The organism is Arthrobacter sp. AG258 (assembly GCF_004364695.1).
In the GTDB taxonomy this organism is placed as follows: domain Bacteria; phylum Actinomycetota; class Actinomycetes; order Actinomycetales; family Micrococcaceae; genus Arthrobacter.
Map to the genome: position 1 here is coordinate 423937 of NZ_SOBI01000002.1, position 22029 is coordinate 445965.

Sequence of the window (22029 nt, forward strand, 5' to 3'; positions counted from 1 at the left end):
GGCGACGGAGGCTGCGGCCGGTTCGGAAGTGAAGAGGAACGCGTGGAAGACAGGAAGCTGCGGATCGCAGCTGTAGGAGACGAACTGCTGGCCGGACTGGGCGATCCCCGGGCGCTGGGCTGGCTCGGCCGCGTCCTGGCCCGCACTCCCCAGGACGGCATGCTGCTGGAAAGCTATGCCCTCCCCTGTCCGCAGGAAGGTACCGAAGGGCTTGCAGCCCGGTGGCTGGACGAAGCCGGCAGGCGCTTCAGCGACCAGGCCGAGAACAGGCTGGTCATCGGCCTGTCCGGGCGCGACATCGAATTCGGCCTTTCCACCGCGCGGAGCAGGCTGAACCTTGCCAACATCCTGGACTCGGCGTCGCAGAACCGCATAGAGGTGTTCGTCGTTGGACCACCGCCCACGCTCGATCCGACCCAAAACCGGAGGCTGGATGAGCTGAACACCGCCTTCGCCGACGTCACCACCCGGCGTAAGCATCTGTACGTCGATACCTTCTCGCCCCTGCTGAACCATGAACAGTGGCGCCAGGACCTGGCTGCGAACGGGGGGACGCCGGGCCAGGCAGGCTATGGCCTCATGGCCTGGCTGGTGCTCCACCGCGGCTGGTTCCAATGGCTTGGCGTGGACGCGCCACAGTTAGCCCTGACAGGACGCCTTGACCGGCGCAAGCCGGCGCGGCTAGGTTGAAGCCCAACGCGATATATCGCCTCTGGAGGGGACCATGGCTGACGGAAACTGGACTGTGCAAGGCCCGCAAACCATTGAAATCGGGGACGCCATCGCCCTGAAGCTGGGCATGGTGCGCGGCAAGTTCACCGTGGCGGCCCATGCCGGGCCGGATGTCCGGGTTGAGATCTCGGCAGTCCACGGCGACCCCGTGGCGGTATCAGCAAGCGGCGGCAGGGTGGAAGTCCGGCATCAACTGAATGGTCCGCAGGGATGGTTCAAGAATTTGATGGAGTCCGTCAACCACACCAGCGACAACTCGGCCGTGATCAGCATTTCCGTTCCACCCGGCGTCGAGGTGGAGGCCGGCACCGTCAGTGGCGAAGGACTGGTCTCCGGCGTCGCCGCCCACGTCCGCCTCAACACCGTGTCAGGCTCCGTCGTCGCCGACGGCACCTCCGGTGAGCTGCAGGTCAACACCGTGAGCGGCACGGCCGCCGTCAGGAACCACCGTGGCGTCCTCACGGTCAAGACCGTCTCCGGGGCAGTCACCGCGGACGGGCACTTCACCAACGTACGCACGAACACCGTCAGCGGCCACCTCGCTTTCGAACTGCTTGGCTTTACCCATGATTTCGGCTCCAACTCCGTCTCCGGGGACCTGACCATTCAACTTCCGCACGATGTCGGCGTCGATATCGTGGCCAAGTCGGCCGGCGGGGCGGTGGTCCTTGACGGCCAGCAGTGCTTCCTGGCCAACGGAAGAGTGGAAACGATTGCCGGCCCGGATGAACAGCTCATGCTGGTCAGGACCAACTCGGTGTCCGGCCGGACGTCCATTGTCCACGCCCCGAAACCCGGCAGCGGGGAAGCGCACGGCTGATGCCTGCCGTCTTCGCACACGGTGCGTTGCGCTTGTACCTGCTTTCATTGCTCGAAGGCGGTCCCAAGCACGGGTACGAGCTCATCAAGGCCCTCAAGGACCGCTTTGGCGGCGCCTACTCCCCCAGCGCGGGAACGATCTATCCACGGCTGGGCAAGCTTCAAGCGGACGGCCTGGTGGCCACTGAGCCGTCCGGACGACGCACGACGTACCGCATCACGGCAGAAGGCCTTTCCGAGCTGAACCACCGCCAGGTGGACCTGGCAGCAGTGGAACGCGGGATCACCGCCTCCGTACAGCAGCTCGCCATAGACCGGATGCTGCAACAATTTCGGGATGGCATCCGCGCCGACCTGCAACGCCAGGGCCCGCCCGCGCCCCTCAACGCGGTGGCACTGGATCATGTCCGGCTTGTCCTGGAAGATGCCCGCGCCGCAATCGGCGCTGCGCTCCACGGGTAGGCGCAGGCAACCAGCGGCACCGCCGCAGGTCACCGGCCCGCTCCGGTTCGCGGGCCGCCACATCATGTGGGAGACTGGAGGGCAGCTCTTTTGAGTACCAACAGTAAGGAGGCCAGCTATGAGCAAGCGTGCACGCAAGCGTCGTGACCGTAAGCGTGGCGGCGCGAACCACGGGAAGCGCCCCAACACCTAGGCAAATGCCAGGGACTACGGTTCAAGCAAAGGACCCCGAAGCCATTCGGCTTTCGGGGTCCTTTGCTGTCTGCGGCCATTGTCCGCCGGCGTGGGGCGTTCCTACGCCTCCACCGGCCGGATGGCGTGGATACGGTCCAGGATGGCGTTCTTCAGGTTGTCCGGAGCGGACTCTGTGCAGGAGCGCTTGACCATGTTGCGGATCACGCACTCAAGGTCATACTGCTGCGCGCACTCGGGGCAGTCGTCAAGGTGGTTCTTGATTTCGGTAAGGTCCTCGCGGGTCAACGCCCCATCAAGGTACTCGTAGATGCGTTGCATCCGGGTGTCGTCGCAATCGCCCAATCCCTGGCAGTCGCTCATTTCCTGTTCTCCTGTGGTTTGCTTCCTGCCGCTTCCGATGCATCTGCGGCCGTTTTGAATCCGCGCTCGGCGGCGTATTCCGCGAGCATGTCCCGCAACATTCTCCGGCCGCGGTGGAGCCGGGACATCACGGTGCCGATGGGCGTGTTCATGATGTCTGAGATTTCCTTGTAGGCGTAGCCCTCGACGTCGGCGAAGTACACTGCCAGCCGGAATTCCTCCGGAATGTCCTGGAGCGCCCGCTTGACGTCTGAATCCGGGAGGTGGTCCAACGCCTCGGCCTCGGCCGACCGAAGTCCGCTTGAAGTATGGGACTCCGCGCGGGCAAGCTGCCAATCCTCGATCGTGTCCGAATTGGACTGAAGCGGCTCGCGCTGCCTCTTGCGGTAGAGGTTGATGTAGGTGTTGGTCAGGATCCGGTACAGCCACGCTTTGAGGTTCGTGCCCGGCTTGTATTGGTGGAACGCCGAAAATGCCTTGGTGTAGGCCTCCTGGACCAGGTCCTCGGCATCTGAGGGGTTCCGTGCCATGCGCATCGCCGCCGAGTACAGCTGGTCGACGTACTGCATGGCGTCCCGCTCGAAGCGCAGACGGCGGTCCTCAACGGTCTCCGCCGCAACGTCCAGGGCGGCGTCCTCGGTGTCCGGCCCTGCGGCCGGACCAACCTCCCCCGCCGGTGCGGCAGAAGCCGGCGGGGCCGGTGCCGAGCCGTTCGCTGCGCCAGGTGAAGCCTCATACATGGCCGCGACGGCCGGATCCAGGGTGCTCATTGCCTTCAAGTCTACTGTCAGGCGCCCTGCCCGGGGCGTGCCGTACTCCAAGGGATCGGCAGCCAGTGCTTCCACTGCCACCGGACCCGCGGGCCTCGTTCCGTCCAACACCTTCCCCAAGGGCCAACTCCGCTCTGTATCGGGTGAATGATCATCGGGCCGCATGTCGGTGACCCGTCAGCCATAACCCCTTCCCGCAGGCAAATATTCCCCAAAAGTGCAAGACTAGGACCGACTCCGCCGCGTTCCGCGGTTCGTCCATCCAGGAGGAAATCCATGTCCTTTGTCCGCACGCTCGCACGGCCCATGCTCGCCTCCAGTTTTGTCATTGCCGGACTGGATAAGCTCAAGAACTCCGACGACACTGCGCAGCAACTCTCACCCCTGCTCCGCAAGGCCGCGGCCTCGCTTCCGTTCCAGGCCAGCGAGAAGACCCTCGCGCGTGTTATCGGCGGTACCCAGGTGGGCGCCGGCGTCCTGTTCGGCCTTGGAAAGTTCTCCAGGCTCTCCGCGTCGCTGCTGACGGTGGTTTCCCTGCTCAACACGTTCGTTGAGTGGCGCAGCGCGGACATCAGCAGCAAGGAAGGGCGCGAGACCCGCCGGAACCAGCTGCTCAAGAACCTGTCCCTCAGCGGCGGTGCGCTGCTCGCCTCGGTGGACACCGCAGGAAAGCCGGGACTGGCCTGGCGCGCCGAGCACCTTGCCGCAGGTGCCCGGCGGAACGCCTCGCACCTGGCCGCCGACGCTCGCAAGACCACGAACAAGAAGCTGCACAAGGCGGACAAGGCTGTCCGCCGCGCCGTCGACCACGCCACGGGAGCCTAAGCACGAATGACCGCAGCAACTGCCGCCCGGGACGCTTCCGGAACACCTGTCCAGCACTGGGACGCCCCTTTCGCTTCCCGGCCCGTCAACGCCACCGTTACGGTGCCTGGCTCGAAGTCCCTGACCAACAGGTACCTCGTTCTGGCGGCATTGGCGGATGGGCCGTCCCGGTTGCGGGCGCCCCTGCATTCCAGGGATTCCGTGCTGATGATCGATGCGCTGCGGCAGCTTGGCGCCACGATCACGGAGGTCCCGGGCGACGGAACCTTTGGTCCCGACCTCGAAGTGGTTCCGTTGCCTGCGTCCGCGCCCGTGACGGAGGCCCGGATCGACTGCGGGCTGGCCGGTACGGTGATGCGGTTCGTTCCGCCGCTCGCTGCGCTCCGCAACGGGGTAAGCGTGTTCGACGGCGACCCGCACGCACGCAAGCGCCCCATGGGGACCATCATCGAGGCCCTCAAGGCCCTGGGTGTGGCTGTCTCAGCCGAAGACGGCAACGCCCCGTCGTCCCTCCCGTTCGCCGTGGCGGGCAAGGGCTCCGTCCGCGGCGGCCACCTGGTGATTGATGCCAGCGCTTCGTCCCAGTTTGTCTCCGCGCTCCTGCTCGTGGGGGCACGGTTCGACGACGGCCTGCATCTTGAGCACGTGGGCAAACCGGTACCAAGCTTGGACCACATCAACATGACGGTCTCGGTCCTTCGCGGCGCAGGCGTGTCCGTGGACGATTCCGTGCCCAACCACTGGGTGGTGGCGCCCGGACCGATCCGTGCCTTCGACCAGCGGATCGAACAGGACCTTTCCAACGCGGGCCCGTTCCTGGCGGCGGCCCTCGCCTCTCGGGGAACGGTCCGGATCCCCAACTGGCCGGCGGAGACCCGGCAGGTGGGCGACCTGTGGCGCAACATCCTCACCAGCATGGGTGCCACGGTCACGTTGGACAGCGGCGTCCTGACCGTCACCGGCGGTCCGGAAATCAAGGGTGGGGACTTCGCGGACACCAGCGAACTCGCCCCCACCGTCGCCGCGCTGTGCGCCTTGGCCTCGGAGCCATCCCGGCTCACCGGGATCGCGCACCTGCGAGGACACGAAACCGACAGGCTGGCTGCCCTGGTGGCAGAGATCAACCGGCTCGGCGGAGACGCCGAGGAAACTCCGGACGGACTGCTCATCCGCCCCGCCCGGCTGCACGCCGGCGTCGTGCACAGCTACGCGGACCACCGGATGGCCACGGCCGGGGCGATCCTGGGACTGGCGGTACCGGGCGTCCAGGTGGAGGATATTGCCACCACAGCCAAGACCATGCCCGACTTCCCACAGCTGTGGGCAGGCATGCTGGCCCAGGAGGGCACGTCCGCTGCCGGACCGGAAGGGCGCGGCAGTGGCGCGGAGCACTGATTCCTGGGACGAATCGGACGTCAGGATCCGCCCGAGCAAGAAAGGCTCCAGGCCACGCACCAAAGACCGCCCCAGCCACGATGACGCCGTAACCGGCCGGATCATCACGGTGGACCGTGGGCGGTACACCGCGGTGGTGGGTGAGGACTCGGACAATGAGCGGGTGGTCATCGCTGCGCGGGCCCGCGAGCTTCGCCGCAATCCCGTGGTGGCCGGCGACTTCGTCTCCCTGGTGGGGGATGTCTCCGGAGCCCCGGACACGCTGGCCCGGCTGGTGAGAATTCAGGACCGCCGCACCCTGCTTCGCCGCAGTGCCGACGATACCGACCCCGTGGAGCGCGCCGTGGTGGCCAACGCGGACCAGCTGGTCATCGTCGTGGCGGCCGCCAACCCCGAGCCCCGCACAGGCTTCATTGACCGCGCCCTGGTGGCGGCCTACGACGCCGGGATCGCGCCGATCCTGCTGGTGACCAAGGCCGACGTCAAGGATCCCGCCGAGCTCCTCTCCAATTACACGCACCTGGACTTCCCCGTCATCATCAGCAAGACCGCCGACGCACAGGCCTCCGGGATCGACGCGCGGTCCGACGACGGCCTCTCCGCCCGGCTGGACAGCGCTGCGGTGGCCGCCCTCCGCGCACACCTCGACGGCACCGTCACCGTGATGCTGGGGCATTCCGGGGTGGGCAAATCCACTATGGTGAACGCACTCACGGGCGCCGAGCGCGCCACCGGCGGCGTCAACGCCGTCACCGGGCGCGGCCGGCACACGTCGTCGTCGGCGCTGGCACTTCGGCTCGCGGACGCGCCGCCCGGCAGCTGGATCATCGACACCCCGGGGATCCGGTCCTTTGGCCTGGCGCACGTGGACCCGGACAGGATCCTGCGCTCGTTCCCGGATCTCTCCCCGGGCATCGAAAACTGCGAGCGGGGCTGCAAGCACACGGCAACGGCGGTCAACTGCGGGCTGGACGAGTGGGTGGACGGCGGACACGCCGGCCCTACCGGCGCCGCCCGCCTGGCGTCCCTGCGGCGGCTGCTCGGCGCCGATCCAAGGATGGAAGCACAGGAAACGAAGGAGCTTGGCAGCGTCAACTGACGCGTTCTCCCGGCAGAAACGCCCGCAGACGGTAGTTTGGAACCATGATCCAACCCGCTTCGAGTTACAACGATGACCTGCGCCTGGCCCACGTCCTGGCCGACTCCGTGGACGACCAGACGATGAGCCGGTTCAAGGCCCTGGACCTCCACGTCGAGACCAAGCCGGACCTGACGCCGGTCACCGACGCCGACAAGGCGGCCGAGGAGGCCATCCGAGGCCAACTCTCCCGCTCCCGGCCCCGCGATGCCGTTCTGGGTGAGGAATTCGGCAGCACCGGCCACGGCTCGCGGCGCTGGATCATCGATCCCATCGACGGGACCAAGAACTTCGTCCGCGGCGTCCCGGTCTGGGCCACGCTGATCGCCCTGGTGGACGAGGGCGAGCCGGTGGTGGGCGTCGTCAGCGCTCCGGCACTGGGCAAGCGCTGGTGGGCTGCCAAAGGCATGGGCGCGTACATGGGCAGGTCCCTGGCCGCCGCCACCCGGCTTCGGGTTTCCAACGTCTCAAACCTGGCCGACGCCTCCCTCTCCTATTCCAGCCTGGGCGGCTGGAAGGAACGCGGAAACCTTGACGACTTCCTCGGCCTGACGGAAGACGTGTGGCGGACCCGGGCGTACGGAGACTTCTGGTCCTACTGCATGGTGGCGGAAGGCTCGGTGGATATCGCCTGCGAACCCGAACTGAACCTGTACGACATGGCTGCCCTGGTACCGATCGTGGTGGAGGCCGGCGGCCGCTTCACGTCCCTCGAAGGCGAGGATGGCCCGTTCGGCGGCAATGCCCTGGCCACGAACTCGATCCTGCATTCAGAGGTGCTGCACCGGCTGAACCCGGACCTCGACGACCTGCTCCAGCAGTCGCCCTAGCGGCACAATAATCGAACAATACGACGCCGGACGCCTCCTTGAGGGGGCGTCCGCGGCCGTTTCTTCGGCAGGGCGTAACAAAAGCCTTAACAATTGCCGCGGCTTTAGTCCTGCCCATTCCATGTTCTACGCTTTTATCCAGGTCACGAGTGCCAGCGCAAAACCCCGGTTTGCTGGCCGGCAACCCTCCATTCGCGGTGGGGTGCCCCGGGTGACGACCAGGCCGGTCCGGAGCGGATACGGCAAGCGCGGATTCCACTGTGCCGGAGTCCTGTATCCAAGTGAGGTCTCTGTGACAACTGCCACCGTCTCCCCCCTTTCCGCCACCGCCAACGCCGCCGCGCCGGATCCGCGACAGGCCGTCGCCGGCCGGCCCCTCGCCGCGGTCACCGGCGCCGAGATCCAGGCGCCGCTGATCTCCGGCGGCCACGTCCGCTACGCAAACCTCGACTACGGCGCCTCCGCACCGGCGCTGTCAGTGGTGTCCGCGTACCTGAACGAGATCCTCCCGTACTACGCGAGTGTCCACCGGGGCGCCGGCTACGCATCCCAGATCAGCACCTCAGTGTACGAAAACGCACGCAACATTGTCCGCGACTTCGTGGGAGGGCGCCCCGGCGATTCGGTCATCTTCACCCGCAATACCACCGACTCCCTGAACCTGCTGGCCGGCTGCCTGCCGCTGGCGGACGGCCGCCCCGCCGGAGATGTCCTTTACCTGGACATCGAACACCACGCCAACCTCCTGCCCTGGCAGGGCGTCCCGCACCGCAGCATTGTCGCCGCGGACACCATCAGCGGCACTTTGGAGGCAGTCCGCACCGAACTTGAGCAGGGCGGGGTCTGCCTGCTGGCCGTCACCGGCGCTTCCAACGTCACCGGCGAGATCCTCCCCATCCGGGCCTTGGCCGCGCTGGCGCACCAGTACGGCGCACGGATCGTGGTGGACGCCGCCCAGCTTGCGCCGCATCGCCGGGTGGACATCAGCACGGACGACGTCGACTACCTTGCGTTCTCCGGGCACAAGCTCTACGCGCCGTTCGGCGCAGGCGTCCTGGTGGGGCGTGCTGACTGGCTGGACGCCGGTGTCCCGCACCTGGCCGGGGGCGGTGCCGTCAAGGAAGCAAGGCTCGACGGCGTCAGCTGGGCCACCGGCCCGGCCCGCCATGAGGGGGGATCGCCCAACGTCCTGGGAGCCGCCACGCTGGCCCGCGCCACCCAGGTGATCGCGGAACTGGACCAGGAACGCTGGCACGCCCACGAGTCCGCCATCCGCTCCTTCCTGGTGGAGGGCCTCCAGGGCATCGACGGCGTCACCGTCCACCAGATCTTCAAGGACACCAATCCGGAAACGGACACCATCGGCGTGGTCAATTTCTCGGTTGCAGGCTACGACGCCGGGCTGGTGGCCGCCTACCTCTCGGCGGAGCACGGCGTGGGCCTGCGGGACGGACGCTTCTGCGCCCACCCGCTGCTGAAACGCCTGGGCCTGCCCAACGGATCACTCCGGGCGAGCTTCGGCGTCGGATCCCGGCTGGAGGATGCCGAACGCCTTCTTGCCGGCATCCGCGCACTGCGCAGCAACGGACTGGGCTGGGACTACGTGGTTGACGCAGGCCGTTGGGTGCCCGCCAACGACTCCCGCACCTACCCGCACTGGGCACCCAACACCCCGGGCACGGCCGGCGCGGCCCCCTGTATCGACGACTAGGGCTCCTCCCGCTCCTGCTCCCCCACCACATGTCCAAAGGGGGTGCGGTAAATTCGAGGGGCATCAACAGTCGGAATTGAAGGAGTCCACGCGTGGTTCGGGGTGGCCCCAAGCTTGATCACGGGCGCCGGCGGGAACTTGGCGGCAGTTTCCGCGACGGCGGACGGCACTACCAGCGCGTCAGGCCGGGCTACCCCGCGGAGTCAGCCCGGTGGCTGGTCCCGGCGCAGGCCCGTGACGCACTCGATGTCGGGGCCGGTACCGGGAAGTTTACGGCCCTGCTGCTGGAGCTTGGCCTGGAGGTAACCGCCGTCGACCCTTCCACGGACATGCTCGCCCAACTCTCGGCACACTGCCCTGCTGCCACGGCCATGGCGGGGACCGCGGAGGCGACGGGGCTGGCCGAAGCCTCCTTCGACGTCGTCACCGTGGCGCAGGCCTGGCACTGGTGCGACGCGCTGCCTGCAAGCACCGAACTTGCCCGCGTCCTGCGCCCGCACGGAACGCTCGGACTCATCTGGAACCAACTGGATACCTCGGTGCCGTGGGTGCACAGGCTCTCCAGGATCATGCACGCCGGCGATGTGTACCGCCCGGGCCACAAGCCGGTGGTGGGGCCCGAATTCACCGGGCTCGAAGGGCATGTCACACACTGGCAGGACAAGGTGACCACCACGGACCTGATGGAACTCACCAAGTCCCGGAGCTATTACCTGCGCGCCGGCGAGTCAACCAGGGCCAAGGTCCTGGCGAACCTGGACTGGTACCTCCACGACCATCTGGCCTACCCGCCCGACCAGGAACTCGATCTTCCCTACCTCACCTTGGCGTGGCGCGCCGTGAAAGCGTAACGGGATGGGTTTGCCCGACGCCGCAGGCCCCGCGGACCCGGCCACGGCAGGGAACCCGGTAGGCTTGAGCCTGTGAAGACCAGCGCGCCATCCTCCTCCATCGAGGACTACGTCAAGGTCATCTATTCATTCACTGAATGGCAGGACAAGCCCATCACGTCCTCCCAACTGGCGCAGCGGCTCGGGGTTGCGAACTCGTCAGTATCGGAGATGGTCCGCAAGCTCAAGGACCAGGGCCTGGTGGACCACAAACCGTACAGCGCCGTGACCCTGACCGAGGCGGGACTGCGGCTCGCGCTGGCCATGGTGCGGCGCCACCGGCTGATCGAAACCTATCTCGTGGAGCGCCTGGGCTACAGCTGGGATGAAGTGCACGATGAAGCCGAACAGCTGGAGCATGCGGTGTCGGACACCTTCATCGAGCGCGTTGCCGCCAAGCTCGGGGACCCCAGCCGGGATCCGCACGGCGATCCCATTCCCACGGCGGACGGCCAGGTGCTGATGCCGCGCGCCCACCTCCTCGCCGAACTGGACGAAGGCCACGCCGGCAGGATCACCCGGATCAGCGACGACAACCCTGAGTTGCTCCGTTACCTTGCCTCGCAGGACATCGAGCTTGACGCCCGCGTGGAAGTGCTGGGGCGGCGGCCGTTTGGCGGCGCGCTGGTGGTGCGGATCGGCGGTGCCCGGGAATACGACCTCGCCGATGAGATCGCCACGGCGTTGTGGGTTTCCAGCGACGCCCCGCATCCCGGCTGCAGCCTTGATCTGTCCTGACCAGCGGATTGCCGGGACAGCCCGCTGAGGGGCTCCGGGGCAGCGTCCCGATTTGGCGGGCTCCCGTATGGTGGATGGTGATGATCAGCAGACGTGACGCCGCAATAGCCCTGGACGTACCCCTCGAAATGGCGCAGCGCCATGGCCTGCCGAAATGGATGCCAGAAGCTGAGCTCCGCGGCATCCTGGACAATCCTCCCCCGTGGCTGGTGCAGTCACGGGCCAACCGGACAGGCAAGCGGCCCGTGTGGGTCCATCTCGAGTGCGCCGTGTGCGGGTATGAGGAAGCGGCCCGCCCAAAGAAGTGGTGGCCGGACTTCACCTACGTGGTGTGCGGGCGCCACGCACCGGAAGAGATCCCACCGGTACAGCCCGGTTGCGTCCGTGGCGAGTACGACGGCGTCGGGACGCGTTTCACAGGCATCGCGGACGTAGAAGCGCCGGCAGCGGGGGCATAGCGCTTCCGGACGCACCGCCCCCGGAGCCTACGGCGTCCCGTTGCCCGTCATTTCCTCCGGAACGGCGGTGAGGTGCACTTCGGTGCCGTCCCGCAGGACCTTGAGGTCAAGCGGCTCGCCGATGGCATCGGAAAACAGGAGCCGCTGCAGGCTTTCGGCGTTGCTGACGGGACGGCCTCCCGCCGTCAGCAGGATGTCCCCGGCCGCCAGCCCTGCCTTGTCCGCCGGAGAACCGGGCAGCACCTCCACGACGCGCAGCCCTTCGCGGAGCCCGCTGCGGATCACAGCGCTGGGGTTGAGCTGGATCGGTGTGCTGACAAGGCCAAGGTAGGCACGGCGTACCCTGCCGTCCGACAGCAGCGCGGCGATGATCCTGCGGGTGGTGGCGTTGATCGGTATGGCGAGCCCCAGGCCGGCGCCCGCCACTGCCGTGTTGATGCCGACGATCCTGGAGTGCGTGTCTGCCAGCGCTCCACCGGAGTTACCGGGGTTCAGTGCGGCGTCCGTCTGGATAACGTCCTCGATCACCCTCCGGTTACCCCCGGCCCAGACCGGAATGGCCCGGCCCAAACCACTGACCACGCCCGCGGTGACTGATCCCGCGAGTCCCAGTGGGTTTCCGACGGCCACCACAAGCTGGCCCACGCGCAGACTTTCAGCCGCGCCGAATTCAGCCGGTGGCACCTTGGGCCGCGAACCGTGGACCACTGCGAGATCAGACAGGGGGTCGGCTCCCACCAGTTCCAGTTCCATCCTGCTGCCGTCGCCGAAGACCGCAAATCCGTGCCGGGTGCCTGCCACGACGTGTGAGTTGGTGAGGAGGTATCCGTCCTCGGTGAAGAGCGCTGCCGAGCCGGCGCCCACCCTGACCCTGCTGTTCCTCCGGTTAGCGGTCATCTCGATTGCCGCCACGTGCGGCGTAACCGTCGCCGCCACCCGCATGACCGTCTGCGAGTACGAGTCCAGGATGTCGTCGTCATCCGGCGGCACGATTTTCCGCGCCTGCTCCATGGGGTACCTCCAGCCCTCGTGCCGGTTCACCCGGTGCGGTCCCCGGTCCGTTGCCGGCCGTGGCAGGTTTCCATCGGGATCCTTACGCTAGTCAACGACGCAGTGGCAGATTCCAGTCCCGGTGCTGCTACGCCGTCGGTGAACAGCACCGCGGCGTCCGGCATTCCCCTTCCCACCGGTGCGCTGGTGCTGCCCAGGCTTTAGGATCGGTAGCATGACTGGTTCCCCGGCGGGCTCTCCCACGGAAATTTTGGACGCTGATGCGTGCTGGCAGTACCTGAGGTCTTCCTACATCGGCCGGCTGGCGGTCATCAACGGCGAGATTCCGGAAATCTTTCCGGTGAATTACTCTGTCTCCGGTGACACGCTGTTCTTCCGGACGGCGCCGGGAACCAAGCTTCGTGCCTTGCTGCGCGGGGCGGTGGCAGCGCTGGAGGTTGATGGACTCAATCCATACGCCACGGAGGTGTGGAGCGTGGTTGCAAAGGGCAGGCCGGAACCGTTCGACGAAACGCGCATGAGCCTGCCGGCCATCGACGCCGACCGTGAACCATGGGAGGCCGGGATCAAGGACCACCTGATCGCCATCTCCCCCACCGAACTCACCGGCCGCCGGTTCGCGGTCACGCCGCCCACCCGGTGGTGGCCGCCTGTGGACTTCGCCGCCGATTGGCTCTAGCCGCAGCACATGCGTCCGCCCAAGGCCGGGCCTTTGTGCCCTTTCCGGGGGCGGTGGACTTCCCTACGCTGTGCCCTATGACAGAGAACCCAAACGTACCTGCAGCTGAAATCCTCGATGCGGAAGAGTGCTGGTCGCTTCTCGCGCAGACCGGGGTGGGACGCCTGGCCGTGATGGCGGATGGCCATCCGGACGTCTTTCCGGTCAATTACAAGGTTGACGGCCAGACCTTGGTCTTCCGCACGGGCGGGGGCACCAAACAGCAGGCCATTGAGGCGGACGCTGTGGTCGCTTTGGAGGCAGATGCAGTCAGTTCCCAGTTCGGCCTGGCATGGAGCGTCGTGGTCAAGGGCAAAGCCGCAGAGACGACCCCCACAGGCCCTGACTTGGACAATATCCGGCGGGCGCTCTTCCCTTGGCAGGGCGTGGGCAAGGAATATTTCATCCGCATCACGCCGGAATCCATCACGGGCCGGCGTTTCACCATGACCGCACCGCTGCTGTGGCAGACGCCGTTGGACGACGCGACCCGCGCGGGCTTCGAGTAGTCGCCACCGAACCGGACGCATCATGCGTGCATGGTGGGTGGGCGCCCCTGGCCCCATATCCACGCATCCCCTGGTCCAGGGGCACAGGGCCACGCCGAAGCCGCGGCCGCATGAGCTCCTGGTGCAGGTCAGTGTCTGCGGCGTGTGCCGCACGGACCTCCATCTCGCTGAAGGAGACCTGGCACCACGCCATCCGCACGTGGTCCCCGGGCACGAGGCGGTCGGTGTCGTCATCGAAACGGGCGCGGACTGCACACGGTTCCACGCCGGCGACAGGGTAGGCATCGCCTGGCTCGGCAGCGTGTGCGACCGGTGCGATTACTGCCGGCGCGGCGACGAAAACCTGTGCTCATCGCCAGTGTTCACCGGGTGGGACAAGGACGGAGGCTTTGCCGAACGGCTGACAATCGCTGAAGACTTCGCCTACCCGGTCCCGGCGGCCTTTTCCGACGAGCAGGCCGCACCGTTGCTGTGCTCCGGGATCATCGGGTACCGCGCCCTGAAACGCGCCGCATTGCCGGTTGGCGGCCGCCTTGGCATCTATGGCTTTGGCAGTTCCGCCCACATCACCGCTCAGCTGGCCATCAGGCAGGGCGCCTCCGTGTTCGTCATGACCCGGTCGGAGGAGGCCCGGTCACTCGCACTGGAGCTGGGGGCGGAGTACGCCGGCGACGCCTACGGGCGGCCGCCCGTCCCCCTGGATTCGGCCATCCTCTTTGCCCCGGTGGGCGGCCTTGTCCCGGTGGCGCTGGCGGCCCTCGACCGCGGCGGGACCCTTGCCGTCGCGGGCATCCACCTGAGCGATATTCCGTCCCTGAATTATGGCAGGGAGCTTTTCTACGAGCGCCAGCTGCGTAGCGTCACCGCCAATACCCGGGCGGACGGCCGTGAATTCCTGGCCCTGGCGGCGAGGCTGTCGCTGACCTTGAAAACAACCGCATACCCCTTCGACTTTGCCGATGAGGCGCTGGAAGACCTGGCAGCCGACAGGATCACCGGGTCCGCCGTCCTGCGCGTCCGCCCGGAGCAGCCTGGTTAAGCCCAGCCCTATTCCGGCCCCTTCCGGCGGTCGAGTTACCCGAACAGCACGGCGGCTTCCCTGTAGCGGGCCTCGGGAACCCTCTTGAGTTCGCCCAGGGCCTCATCCAGGCCCACATTCACGATGTCCGTGCCCCGGAGCGAAACCATCGTGCCCCACCGTCCGGCGGCGGCTGATTCAACGGCAGCCAGGCCAAGCCGGGTGGCAAGGACACGGTCAAAGGCGGTGGGCTCGCCGCCGCGCTGGATATGGCCCAGCACGGTGGCCCTGGTTTCGATGCCGGTCCGTTCCTGCAGTTGTTCCTCAAGCAGCAGCCCGATCCCGCCGAGGCGCGGCCGGCCGAAGGTGTCCAGGCCGCGCGGCGCGTAAGGTGCCTGCCGCCCCTCCGGCGCGAAAGCTTCAGCCACCACCACCAGCGGAGCCCTGCCACGGTCCCGCGCCGACATCACCCAGGCCGAGATCTGCTCGATCGGGACGGGATGTTCCGGGATCAGGATGGCGTGCGCACCGGACGCCATGCCTGAGTGCAGCGCTATCCAGCCGGCGTTCCTGCCCATGACCTCGGCAATCATGCACCGGTGGTGTGATTCCCCCGTGGTCCGCAACCGGTCAATTGCCTCGGTGGCAGTCTGGACTGCGGTGTCGAAACCAAAAGTGTAATCCGTCGCGCCCAAGTCGTTATCGATGGTTTTTGGGACACCCAGGACGTTGAGCCCCTGTCCGCACAGCTCCCGGGCCGCCGCCAGGGTGCCTTCTCCCCCGATGGCAATCAGGCCGTCCAGCCCGCTGCGCTGGAAGCCGGCACGTACTGCGTCGATGCCGCCCGCGGCCAGCGGATTGGTCCGCGACGTCCCCAGGATAGTCCCGCCAAGGCGCGCGATCCCGCGGACATCCGTCCTGGGCAGGGGAACGACGTCATCCTCCAGGACGCCCCGCCATCCATCGCGGAATCCTACGAATTCGTACCTATGGACGACGTCGCCGCCCAGCACCGCTCCACGGATGACCGCATTCACGCCGGGGCAGTCGCCGCCGCTGGTAAGGATCCCCAGCCGCCTCACGATGCCGCCACCCCGGCGGTGCGGGCGGGTAGCGGGAACTGCCGGGTTTGGCCTGGCGGCAGGACCACATCGGTGCCATTAACGTGCACGGTGATGGGGCCGGCGTCACCGGGGGCCGACGCGATGCTCATCTGCCCGTCCTTGAGGTGGACCCGCAGCCGGTGTCCCCGGTAGAGGACCTCGAAGGCCACGGCACGCAGCCGTGTTGGCAGGTTGGGGGCGAACAGGATGCTGTCCCCGCTGAAGCGCAGGCCGGCAAAGCTGCGCTGCACCACGTCGATGGTTCCTCCCATGGCCCCCAAATGGATACCCGCCCGGGTGGTGCCGTGCTGGGTGTCGTCAAGGTCGGCGTCGAGCGATTCCCGGAAACTGTCCCAGGCACGGTCGGCATCCACCCCGGCCAGGACGGAGGCGTGGGCCACCCGGCTCAGCGTGGAGCCATGGGCCGTCCTGGACAGGTAGTACTCGATGGTCCGGTTCAGCTGCTCCCTCGTGAAACCGTAGCCCAGCCGCTCGAGGATACCCAGCAGGCCTTCGTGTCCCAGTAGATACGGGAGCATCAGAACGTCCGCCTGCTTAGCCAGCTTGTATCCGTTGGTTCCGTCCCCCTCCGCTTCCAGGATCAGGTCCAGCCGCTCAATGTCGCCATAGGCGTCGCGGTAGTGCTCCCAGTCCAGTTCCTTGAGCTGCTCGTACCCCTCGAACTGGCTGATGACGCCGTCGCTGTGGAACGGGACATACATGGCAGCGCCCGTGGCTTCCCAGCATGCGGCCTCCTCGTCGTCAACGCCGAGTGATTCCATCAGCCCGGCACGCTCGCTTCCGTGCAGGTAGCGAAGGATTTCCGCCGCCTGCAGGCACACCCACGCCGCCATGACGTTGGTGTACGCGTTGTCATCCAGGCCGGGGTCGGCCCGGCCCGGATATCCTGTGTGGTATTCATCCGGGCCCACAACACCGCGCAGGTGATATCTGCCATCGCGCCGGTCGAGGGAGGCCAGGGACTGGAAGAACCGGGCCACTTCGATCACCAGCTCCGCACCTTTTTGCAGGAGCCAGATCTTGTCACCGGTGGCCTGGAAGTACTGCCAGGCGTTGAAGGCCACCGCGAGGCCCGAATGCACCTGAAGATGGGAGTAGTCCCTGACCCACCGTCCGGAACGCTCGTTGTACAACCACTTCGGCGTTTCCTCAGTCCCGTCGCTGCCGCTCTGCCACGGGAACTTCGCCCCTGCCAGGCCGGCCGCGGCGGCGGCGTGCCTGGCAGCGGGAAGCCGCCGCCACCGGTACTCGATAACGGAGCGGGCCACCGCAGGGGTCCTGGACGTGAGCACCGGGAGAACGAACAATTCGTCCCAGAAAACATGCCCGCGGTAGCCCTCGCCGTGCAGTCCACGCGCGGTGACGCCAGCGTCCAGCTCGGCCGTGTGGCGCGTCAGGGTCTGCAACAGGTGGAAGATGTGCAGGTTGAGGACCAGGCGTACCTGGACCGGGGCGTCGATCTCCACAAGGAACGGGCGGAGTTCCCTCCGCCATGCCTCCTCGTGGGATGCCAAGAGCCGGGGAAAGGAATCGCCCGCGCGTTCCAGCACTGCGCGGGCGCCGGTTTCCGGAGAGGAAATAGCCCGGTCACGGGACGTCACCACGGCCACTGTCTTGGTCAGCCTGACAGGAGTGCCCGGTGTGAGGGAAAGCCGGAACGTCCTGTAATGGAAGGCGCCTTCTCCGCCCTCCCCCACCGGATCCGCCGCCACGGATACGCGTGTACGGTATGCCGCAGCGATACGGATGAGGCTTTGGGTGGTTTCGACTTCGACGACGGATGGAGCGTCCGGCGACAGTTTGACGGCGGTGCGGCGCGACGGCGTCAGGTCGGCCAGGTGCATGTCCGAGCCTTGGGCACGCTCCGGCAGGTTCGCGTTGCGGACGCCGGCGTTGATGCCGCTGCGCACTTCCACGGCGCCGCTCCACCCCAAGGCGGTGATGGTGGTTTCGAGCGCCAGGAGGTGGGGTTCGGCCATGGAGACAAAGCGGACCTGGACCACCTCCATGCGACGGCGGTCTGCGCCTTCGAGCAGCAGGCGCCGTTCCAGCACGGCCCGTCGGAGGTCCAGGACCCGGCGCTCACGCACCACGGCCAGGCCGCCGTCCGACCACCACTGCAGCCCGGCGATCCGGAGGTCCAGCGGGAGGCAGTCCGGCGCATTGACCATGTGCTCCTCGACCAGCGTCTCGTCGGCGGCTTTCACGGTGACCCTGTTGTACACGCCGGCAAGGTACATGCCCGCGTAGCTGAAGGGGCCTCCTTCAGGGGCCGCCCCCCGGACGCCCATGTAGCCGTTGCCCAACGTGGTCAGGGCTTCACGGTGGCCTTCGTGGGCGGCGTCGATGCCTTCATACACGAGATGCCAGGCGTTGCCGATGACCAGTCCCAGGTCCAGCTCACCCACGTCGTTCAGGACAGTACTTGCGCCGGCGGCCTCCAACTGGCGGCGGCTTCCGCTGCGGTCGATTCCGACCACCAGGCCGAACCCGCCCCGGCGCCCAGCTTCCACTCCCGCCGCCGAGTCCTCTATGACCACGGCGTGAGCCGGTGCGACGCCCAGCCGGCCGGCGGCGGCGAGGAAGACGTCCGGTGCCGGTTTCCCCCGCAAACCCAGCCCTGCCGCCGTCGTGCCGTCCATGACCACCGTGAACAGGTGCTTGATGCCGGCGGCTTCCAGGACCAGTCCGGCGTTCCGGCTGGCGGTGACCACGGCGGTGGGGACCGCAGCGCCGGCAAGCCGCTGCAGCAGTTGCAGGGTTCCCGGGTAGCTTTGCACGCCATCCCGGCGCAGCCGCTGGTGGAACAGTTGGTTCTTCCAGGCGCCCAGGCCAAACCCGGTCCAGGCTCCCGGTTCGTCAGTCTCGGCTCCCCTGCCGACCTCTACCCCCCTCGCGGCGAGGAACCGGACCACGCCGTCCTCGCGCGGCAGGCCGTCGATGAAGGAGAGGTAGTCGGCCTTGGTCAGTGGAGCACGGTTGGCGCCGGCGGGCATCCGCGGGTCCTGGAAGATCCGATCGAAGGCATCTTTCCATGCAGCCTGGTGGACCAGCGCCGTGTTGGTTACCACCCCGTCCAGGTCGAAGATGACGGCGTCGAATGGGGGCTTGGCGGCAGCGGCGGTTGGCGACCCGATCATAGGTCAGTGGTACCAGCACGCACGGGATTCCGGACAGGGCCGTTGGGCCCGCCCCCGTTTTCCGCCGCTTATACGGGTTCGTGCCGGGTGCCGTGCCCCACGTGGTTCCACCAGGTCAGCGGCGACGTGATGGTGAAGCGCCTGCCGGTTACCGAGGTGGGGACAATCCGGACAAAATGGTCCTTCTCTCCGGCCTGCCAAGGAAACAGGGTAAGGCCTGCTCCGGCGAGGAGTTCATCGGACGCCTCCAGGATGACGGCTTTTCCCTTGACCAGCACGCTCCAGGCTTTGGCGTCGTCGTGCCCGTCGGCTTCAAGCGCGACCGCGAGTGGCCCACCGGCGGCGCGAAGCTTGGTTCCCTCGCCCGTGCGGAAGACCAGCGAGTGCTGGTCAACTTTGTAGTTGACGGGGAAGACCTCCGGGTAACCGTTGACGAACACGGCAAGGTGGCCCACCGAGACGCCGCGGAGCAGGTCCCAGCAGCTGCCTGCGTCCAGGAGTTCAGTGGGCGTCTGCGGCGGGTCGTTGTGCATAAAGTCGACGGTAGCGGCGTGCCGGAGCAGGCCGCTAGAGCATTTAGGCCCGGGCGCTGCCGCGGCGGCGGGGCAGCGGGTGGGAAGCCCCTGGAAGCCAGTGGGCGCCGGCGCTGGCATGCCGCGGTGCTAGAGTACCCCCGGGGGGGTTGCAACAGCGGCCCAGACGCAGGGCTCGCTTGATTCACGACCTCACCGACTCCGCCGTCGCAAGGCGGCCGGTATTCGTCCGGCCTTTTTCGCGTACAGGCAACTGCACGCGAACATCGAGAAGCCGCCGGCGCCGTTCCGTCTCCGGATGTCGCCTGAACAGGCCGAGTACTGTGTGCGCAGCCTGAAGGCCCTCCATGCATGCCGGCAGCGGGCGCGGCAGGCGCGCTGCGCTTAAACGAAGATCGACAAGGAGTACCTGTGACCGGACACGTTGTCCTGCGAACCCGTGCGGAAATGCGGCGGACAGAGGCCGTCAACGCAACCCGCAAGGATATCCAGGCACTTCGCGCACTGGCGGTGGGGCTTGTGGTCCTGAACCATTTGTGGCCGGCACGGCTCCCCGGCGGGTACGTCGGCGTCGATGTGTTCTTCGTGATCTCAGGCTATTTGATCTCCAAGCACCTGCTCGGCGAACTGGAGCGGTCAAACCGTATCAATCTCGGACAGTTCTATTCACGGCGCATCAGGCGGTTGCTTCCTGCCGCAACCCTCGTTGCTTCGGTTTCCCTGCTGGCTGCATGGGCACTGCTGCCATTTTCGCGCTGGCTTGCCATTGCGCAGGAAACCATTGCGTCAGTCCTCTACGTCGAAAACTGGGTTTTGGCGGCGAAGTCGGTTGACTACTCGGCCCACAACGAAGCCGCTTCGACGGTGCAGCATTATTGGTCCCTCTCGGTGGAGGAACAGTTCTACCTGGTCTGGCCCCTGCTGTTCCTGGGGCTGTCCCTGGTCGCGATCCGGTTCCGCCTCCGCAGGCGGGCGTTACTGGCACTGGGTGTCGTTCTGGTCAGCGCCCTTGCATTGGCATTCTGCATTTGGTTCACCTATACCAACCGGAGCCCGGCCTATTTTGTCACGCCCGCACGTGCCTGGGAGTTCGGCGCAGGCGCACTGATAGCCCTCGGAGGCCCCCACGTAATGGCAGCCGTGCGACTGCGGCTGCCCGACTACCACCTGGCGCTCTCCGGCACGGCCCAATACCTCGGATACGGGTTGATCGCGTATTCGGCCTTGGCATACAACGAGCAAACCTTCTTCCCAGGCTTCGCCGCGGTGGTCCCAGTTGCCGGCACGGTCCTTGTGATCGCGTCCGGGCCCAACAGCCCGTTCTGGTCCCCTAATCAACTCCTTGCCGCAAGGCCCATCCAGTTTCTGGGTGATGTGTCTTACTCCCTCTACCTGTGGCACTGGCCGCTGATCGTCCTGGCTCCCGGGCTCTTGGGCCACTCGCTGGGGACACGTGACAAGGCGGTCATCCTGGTGGCGGCCGTTGCGCTGGCCTATCTTTCCAAGAAGCTCATTGAAGATCCGGGCCGCACGAGGCTCCTCCGGGGAGCCAAACCCGTCCGCGTCTTTGCGGCAATGGCAGTCACTGCAGCAGTGGTCGCCGCACTCTGCGGTGGGCTCCTGCTGAACTTTGGAAAAGCCCAGGCTGCTGAAGCGGCGAAGCTGGAAAGCCTCATTGGCGAACCTTGCCACGGGGCGCGCAGCCTTGACCCGCGAAACAATTGCAGCGACCCCTTCGGCGCAGCCAAGGTCGCCAACATTGGTCCTAACGAAGCGCCGGGGTTTGACGCACCCGAATGCCACCCTGCGCCAGATCCTATCGTTTTCGAAGACCTAAAGATCCTAAGGGACTGCGATTTCACCGGGGGGGCCCAACCCGAAGCCACCGTGTGGCTGGTCGGCGACTCGCATGCGGAACAGTGGAAGAGCGCTTTGTACGAACTTGCCAGGCTTCACAAGTGGAAGTTGAGGGAATCCCTCGTGGGAGGTTGTCCTTACATTGACGTAAAGCGCGTCGCCTTCATGGGGGCTGACGCCACGGACCCGCACTCCCAGCAACGATGCTTGCAATGGAGTAGACAGGTCACGGAACGAATAGTCAAAGAAAGACCGGACATGGTCTTCGCTTCATCTTTCGGTGCAGCCGAGACAGTTGATGACGGCACCGGCCGCTCCCAATTGGACCAATACAATGACGCTGTAACCAAGCGCTTTCTCGACTGGACTCGTGCAGGTTCCAGAGTCTATGTCCTTCGGGACATCCCGCTCACGCTGCACCACAGCAGCCCAGACTGCGTCGCGCTCAACCACCAACACCCGACGGAGTGCGCCAATGCGCGAGCCGAGGCTTTGGTACCGGACCCGGTCGCGAATGCGGCCCGCGGCATGGCTGTGCCCTCCGTTAAGGTCCTCGACTTGTCAGACCAGTTCTGCGACGATCAAAACTGCTACGCAGTGATTGGCGGCCTCCAAGTTTACGCTGACAACGATCATGCCGCGCGCAGCTACGTCCACTCACTGGTTCCTGTCCTGGCTCAGCGGTTTAACGAGGCCGTGCAATAGGGAGATCTGCTCGGAGCTGTCGCGGCGGGGCAAACGAAAACGCCCCGGTCCTGGGACCGGGGCGTTACGCCAAAGGCCGGGACATCTGTTG

21 protein-coding genes and 1 riboswitch are annotated in these 22029 nt (G+C 66.6%); of the genes, 15 read left to right on the top strand and 6 right to left on the bottom strand.

All coding sequences use genetic code 11. From position 1 onward, the window contains the following. Nucleotides 1–42: 42 nt before the first annotated feature. Genes DFO47_RS05210 through DFO47_RS05220 form a run of 3 tightly spaced genes read left to right on the top strand, consistent with a single transcriptional unit; the run spans nt 43 to nt 2013 of the window. On the top strand, nt 43–690 hold the full coding sequence (locus DFO47_RS05210) for a GDSL-type esterase/lipase family protein (protein ID WP_133830925.1): 648 nt from the start codon (nt 43–45) through the stop codon (nt 688–690). Between the two features lie 34 nt (nt 691–724). Continuing rightward, nucleotides 725–1552, top strand: coding sequence for a hypothetical protein (locus DFO47_RS05215; protein WP_133830926.1), 828 nt, complete (start codon nt 725–727; stop codon nt 1550–1552). Beyond that, a complete protein-coding gene (locus DFO47_RS05220) occupies nt 1552–2013 on the top strand; it encodes a PadR family transcriptional regulator (RefSeq protein ID WP_133830927.1) in 462 nt (153 codons plus the stop codon). The genes DFO47_RS05215 and DFO47_RS05220 overlap by 1 nt, the downstream gene beginning before the upstream one ends. A gap of 294 nt (nt 2014–2307) precedes the next feature. On the opposite strand, the gene rsrA is transcribed toward DFO47_RS05220, so the two are convergent. Further along, on the bottom strand, nt 2308–2568 hold the full coding sequence (gene rsrA / locus DFO47_RS05225; protein ID WP_018760161.1) for a mycothiol system anti-sigma-R factor: 261 nt from the start codon (nt 2566–2568) through the stop codon (nt 2308–2310). Next, nucleotides 2565–3338, bottom strand: a complete 774-nt coding sequence (locus tag DFO47_RS05230; RefSeq protein WP_231369809.1) for a sigma-70 family RNA polymerase sigma factor — start codon at nt 3336–3338, stop codon at nt 2565–2567. Before DFO47_RS05230 ends, rsrA begins: the two co-directional genes overlap by 4 nt. 276 nt (nt 3339–3614) lie before the next feature. Here DFO47_RS05230 and DFO47_RS05235 point away from each other — a divergent pair, with 276 nt between their 5' ends. The 8 genes from DFO47_RS05235 (at nt 3615) to DFO47_RS05270 (ending at nt 11323) form a co-directional block, all read left to right on the top strand. Then, entirely contained in the window at nt 3615–4163 is a 549-nt protein-coding gene (locus tag DFO47_RS05235) for a DoxX family protein (protein WP_018760163.1), read from the top strand. A gap of 6 nt (nt 4164–4169) precedes the next feature. Continuing rightward, nucleotides 4170–5558, top strand: coding sequence for a 3-phosphoshikimate 1-carboxyvinyltransferase (gene aroA / locus DFO47_RS05240; protein ID WP_133830928.1), 1389 nt, complete (start codon nt 4170–4172; stop codon nt 5556–5558). After that, nucleotides 5542–6657 (top strand): ribosome small subunit-dependent GTPase A, encoded by a 1116-nt coding sequence (gene rsgA / locus DFO47_RS05245; protein ID WP_109045086.1) that lies wholly within the window; start codon nt 5542–5544, stop codon nt 6655–6657. Before aroA ends, rsgA begins: the two co-directional genes overlap by 17 nt. 44 nt (nt 6658–6701) lie before the next feature. After that, entirely contained in the window at nt 6702–7526 is an 825-nt protein-coding gene (gene hisN, locus DFO47_RS05250; protein WP_018760166.1) for a histidinol-phosphatase, read from the top strand. A 141-nt stretch (nt 7527–7667) separates the two neighbouring features. Next, a riboswitch (SAM riboswitch) is annotated at nt 7668–7781 on the top strand. A gap of 37 nt (nt 7782–7818) precedes the next feature. Then, nucleotides 7819–9237 (top strand): aminotransferase class V-fold PLP-dependent enzyme, encoded by a 1419-nt coding sequence (locus tag DFO47_RS05255; RefSeq protein WP_133830929.1) that lies wholly within the window; start codon nt 7819–7821, stop codon nt 9235–9237. Nucleotides 9238–9329: 92 nt separating this feature from the next. Next, a complete protein-coding gene (locus DFO47_RS05260; RefSeq protein WP_133830930.1) occupies nt 9330–10088 on the top strand; it encodes a class I SAM-dependent methyltransferase in 759 nt (252 codons plus the stop codon). A 72-nt stretch (nt 10089–10160) separates the two neighbouring features. Continuing rightward, nucleotides 10161–10865, top strand: a complete 705-nt coding sequence (locus DFO47_RS05265; RefSeq protein ID WP_018760169.1) for a metal-dependent transcriptional regulator — start codon at nt 10161–10163, stop codon at nt 10863–10865. An 80-nt stretch (nt 10866–10945) separates the two neighbouring features. Beyond that, a complete protein-coding gene (locus DFO47_RS05270) occupies nt 10946–11323 on the top strand; it encodes a hypothetical protein (protein WP_133830931.1) in 378 nt (125 codons plus the stop codon). Between the two features lie 27 nt (nt 11324–11350). On the opposite strand, the gene DFO47_RS05275 is transcribed toward DFO47_RS05270, so the two are convergent. Beyond that, nucleotides 11351–12334, bottom strand: coding sequence for a trypsin-like peptidase domain-containing protein (locus tag DFO47_RS05275; RefSeq protein WP_133830932.1), 984 nt, complete (start codon nt 12332–12334; stop codon nt 11351–11353). A gap of 214 nt (nt 12335–12548) precedes the next feature. Between DFO47_RS05275 and DFO47_RS05280 the strand changes: the two genes are divergently transcribed. From DFO47_RS05280 to DFO47_RS05290, 3 genes are all read left to right on the top strand, one after another. After that, the gene (locus DFO47_RS05280) at nt 12549–13013 is read left to right on the top strand and encodes a pyridoxamine 5'-phosphate oxidase family protein (RefSeq protein WP_133830933.1); all 465 of its coding nucleotides are present in this window, start codon (nt 12549–12551) and stop codon (nt 13011–13013) included. A 77-nt stretch (nt 13014–13090) separates the two neighbouring features. Next, nucleotides 13091–13561 carry a pyridoxamine 5'-phosphate oxidase family protein gene (locus DFO47_RS05285; protein ID WP_109045092.1) on the top strand — a complete coding sequence of 157 codons (471 nt, stop codon included), beginning with the start codon at nt 13091–13093 and terminating at the stop codon, nt 13559–13561. A gap of 22 nt (nt 13562–13583) precedes the next feature. Next, entirely contained in the window at nt 13584–14600 is a 1017-nt protein-coding gene (locus DFO47_RS05290; protein WP_133830934.1) for a zinc-dependent alcohol dehydrogenase family protein, read from the top strand. A gap of 35 nt (nt 14601–14635) precedes the next feature. On the opposite strand, the gene DFO47_RS05295 is transcribed toward DFO47_RS05290, so the two are convergent. The 3 genes from DFO47_RS05295 to DFO47_RS05305 all read right to left on the bottom strand — a co-directional run bounded on the left by DFO47_RS05295 (nt 14636) and on the right by DFO47_RS05305 (nt 19376). After that, nucleotides 14636–15661 (bottom strand): ATP-dependent 6-phosphofructokinase, encoded by a 1026-nt coding sequence (locus tag DFO47_RS05295; RefSeq protein ID WP_133830935.1) that lies wholly within the window; start codon nt 15659–15661, stop codon nt 14636–14638. Continuing rightward, nucleotides 15658–18843 carry an HAD-IA family hydrolase gene (locus DFO47_RS05300; RefSeq protein ID WP_133830936.1) on the bottom strand — a complete coding sequence of 1062 codons (3186 nt, stop codon included), beginning with the start codon at nt 18841–18843 and terminating at the stop codon, nt 15658–15660. The genes DFO47_RS05295 and DFO47_RS05300 overlap by 4 nt, the downstream gene beginning before the upstream one ends. A gap of 68 nt (nt 18844–18911) precedes the next feature. Continuing rightward, the gene (locus tag DFO47_RS05305) at nt 18912–19376 is read right to left on the bottom strand and encodes a pyridoxamine 5'-phosphate oxidase family protein (protein ID WP_133830937.1); all 465 of its coding nucleotides are present in this window, start codon (nt 19374–19376) and stop codon (nt 18912–18914) included. Nucleotides 19377–19787: 411 nt separating this feature from the next. Here DFO47_RS05305 and DFO47_RS05310 point away from each other — a divergent pair, with 411 nt between their 5' ends. Further along, a complete protein-coding gene (locus DFO47_RS05310; RefSeq protein ID WP_133830938.1) occupies nt 19788–21938 on the top strand; it encodes an acyltransferase family protein in 2151 nt (716 codons plus the stop codon). The last annotated feature ends 91 nt before the right edge of the window (nt 21939–22029 follow it).

Excerpts from the sequence above, each read along its gene's own strand:
- DFO47_RS05215 (WP_133830926.1), top strand. The coding sequence starts at position 725 with ATGGCTGACGGAAACTGGACTGTGCAAGGCCCGCAAACCATTGAAATC.
- DFO47_RS05220 (WP_133830927.1), top strand. The coding sequence starts at position 1,552 with ATGCCTGCCGTCTTCGCACACGGTGCGTTGCGCTTGTACCTGCTTTCA.
- rsrA (WP_018760161.1), bottom strand. The coding sequence starts at position 2,568 with ATGAGCGACTGCCAGGGATTGGGCGATTGCGACGACACCCGGATGCAA.
- DFO47_RS05230 (WP_231369809.1), bottom strand. The coding sequence starts at position 3,338 with ATGAGCACCCTGGATCCGGCCGTCGCGGCCATGTATGAGGCTTCACCT.
- DFO47_RS05235 (WP_018760163.1), top strand. The coding sequence starts at position 3,615 with ATGTCCTTTGTCCGCACGCTCGCACGGCCCATGCTCGCCTCCAGTTTT.
- aroA (WP_133830928.1), top strand. The coding sequence starts at position 4,170 with ATGACCGCAGCAACTGCCGCCCGGGACGCTTCCGGAACACCTGTCCAG.
- hisN (WP_018760166.1), top strand. The coding sequence starts at position 6,702 with ATGATCCAACCCGCTTCGAGTTACAACGATGACCTGCGCCTGGCCCAC.
- DFO47_RS05270 (WP_133830931.1), top strand. The coding sequence starts at position 10,946 with ATGATCAGCAGACGTGACGCCGCAATAGCCCTGGACGTACCCCTCGAA.
- DFO47_RS05275 (WP_133830932.1), bottom strand. The coding sequence starts at position 12,334 with ATGGAGCAGGCGCGGAAAATCGTGCCGCCGGATGACGACGACATCCTG.
- DFO47_RS05280 (WP_133830933.1), top strand. The coding sequence starts at position 12,549 with ATGACTGGTTCCCCGGCGGGCTCTCCCACGGAAATTTTGGACGCTGAT.
- DFO47_RS05285 (WP_109045092.1), top strand. The coding sequence starts at position 13,091 with ATGACAGAGAACCCAAACGTACCTGCAGCTGAAATCCTCGATGCGGAA.
- DFO47_RS05290 (WP_133830934.1), top strand. The coding sequence starts at position 13,584 with ATGCGTGCATGGTGGGTGGGCGCCCCTGGCCCCATATCCACGCATCCC.
- DFO47_RS05300 (WP_133830936.1), bottom strand. The coding sequence starts at position 18,843 with ATGATCGGGTCGCCAACCGCCGCTGCCGCCAAGCCCCCATTCGACGCC.
- DFO47_RS05305 (WP_133830937.1), bottom strand. The coding sequence starts at position 19,376 with ATGCACAACGACCCGCCGCAGACGCCCACTGAACTCCTGGACGCAGGC.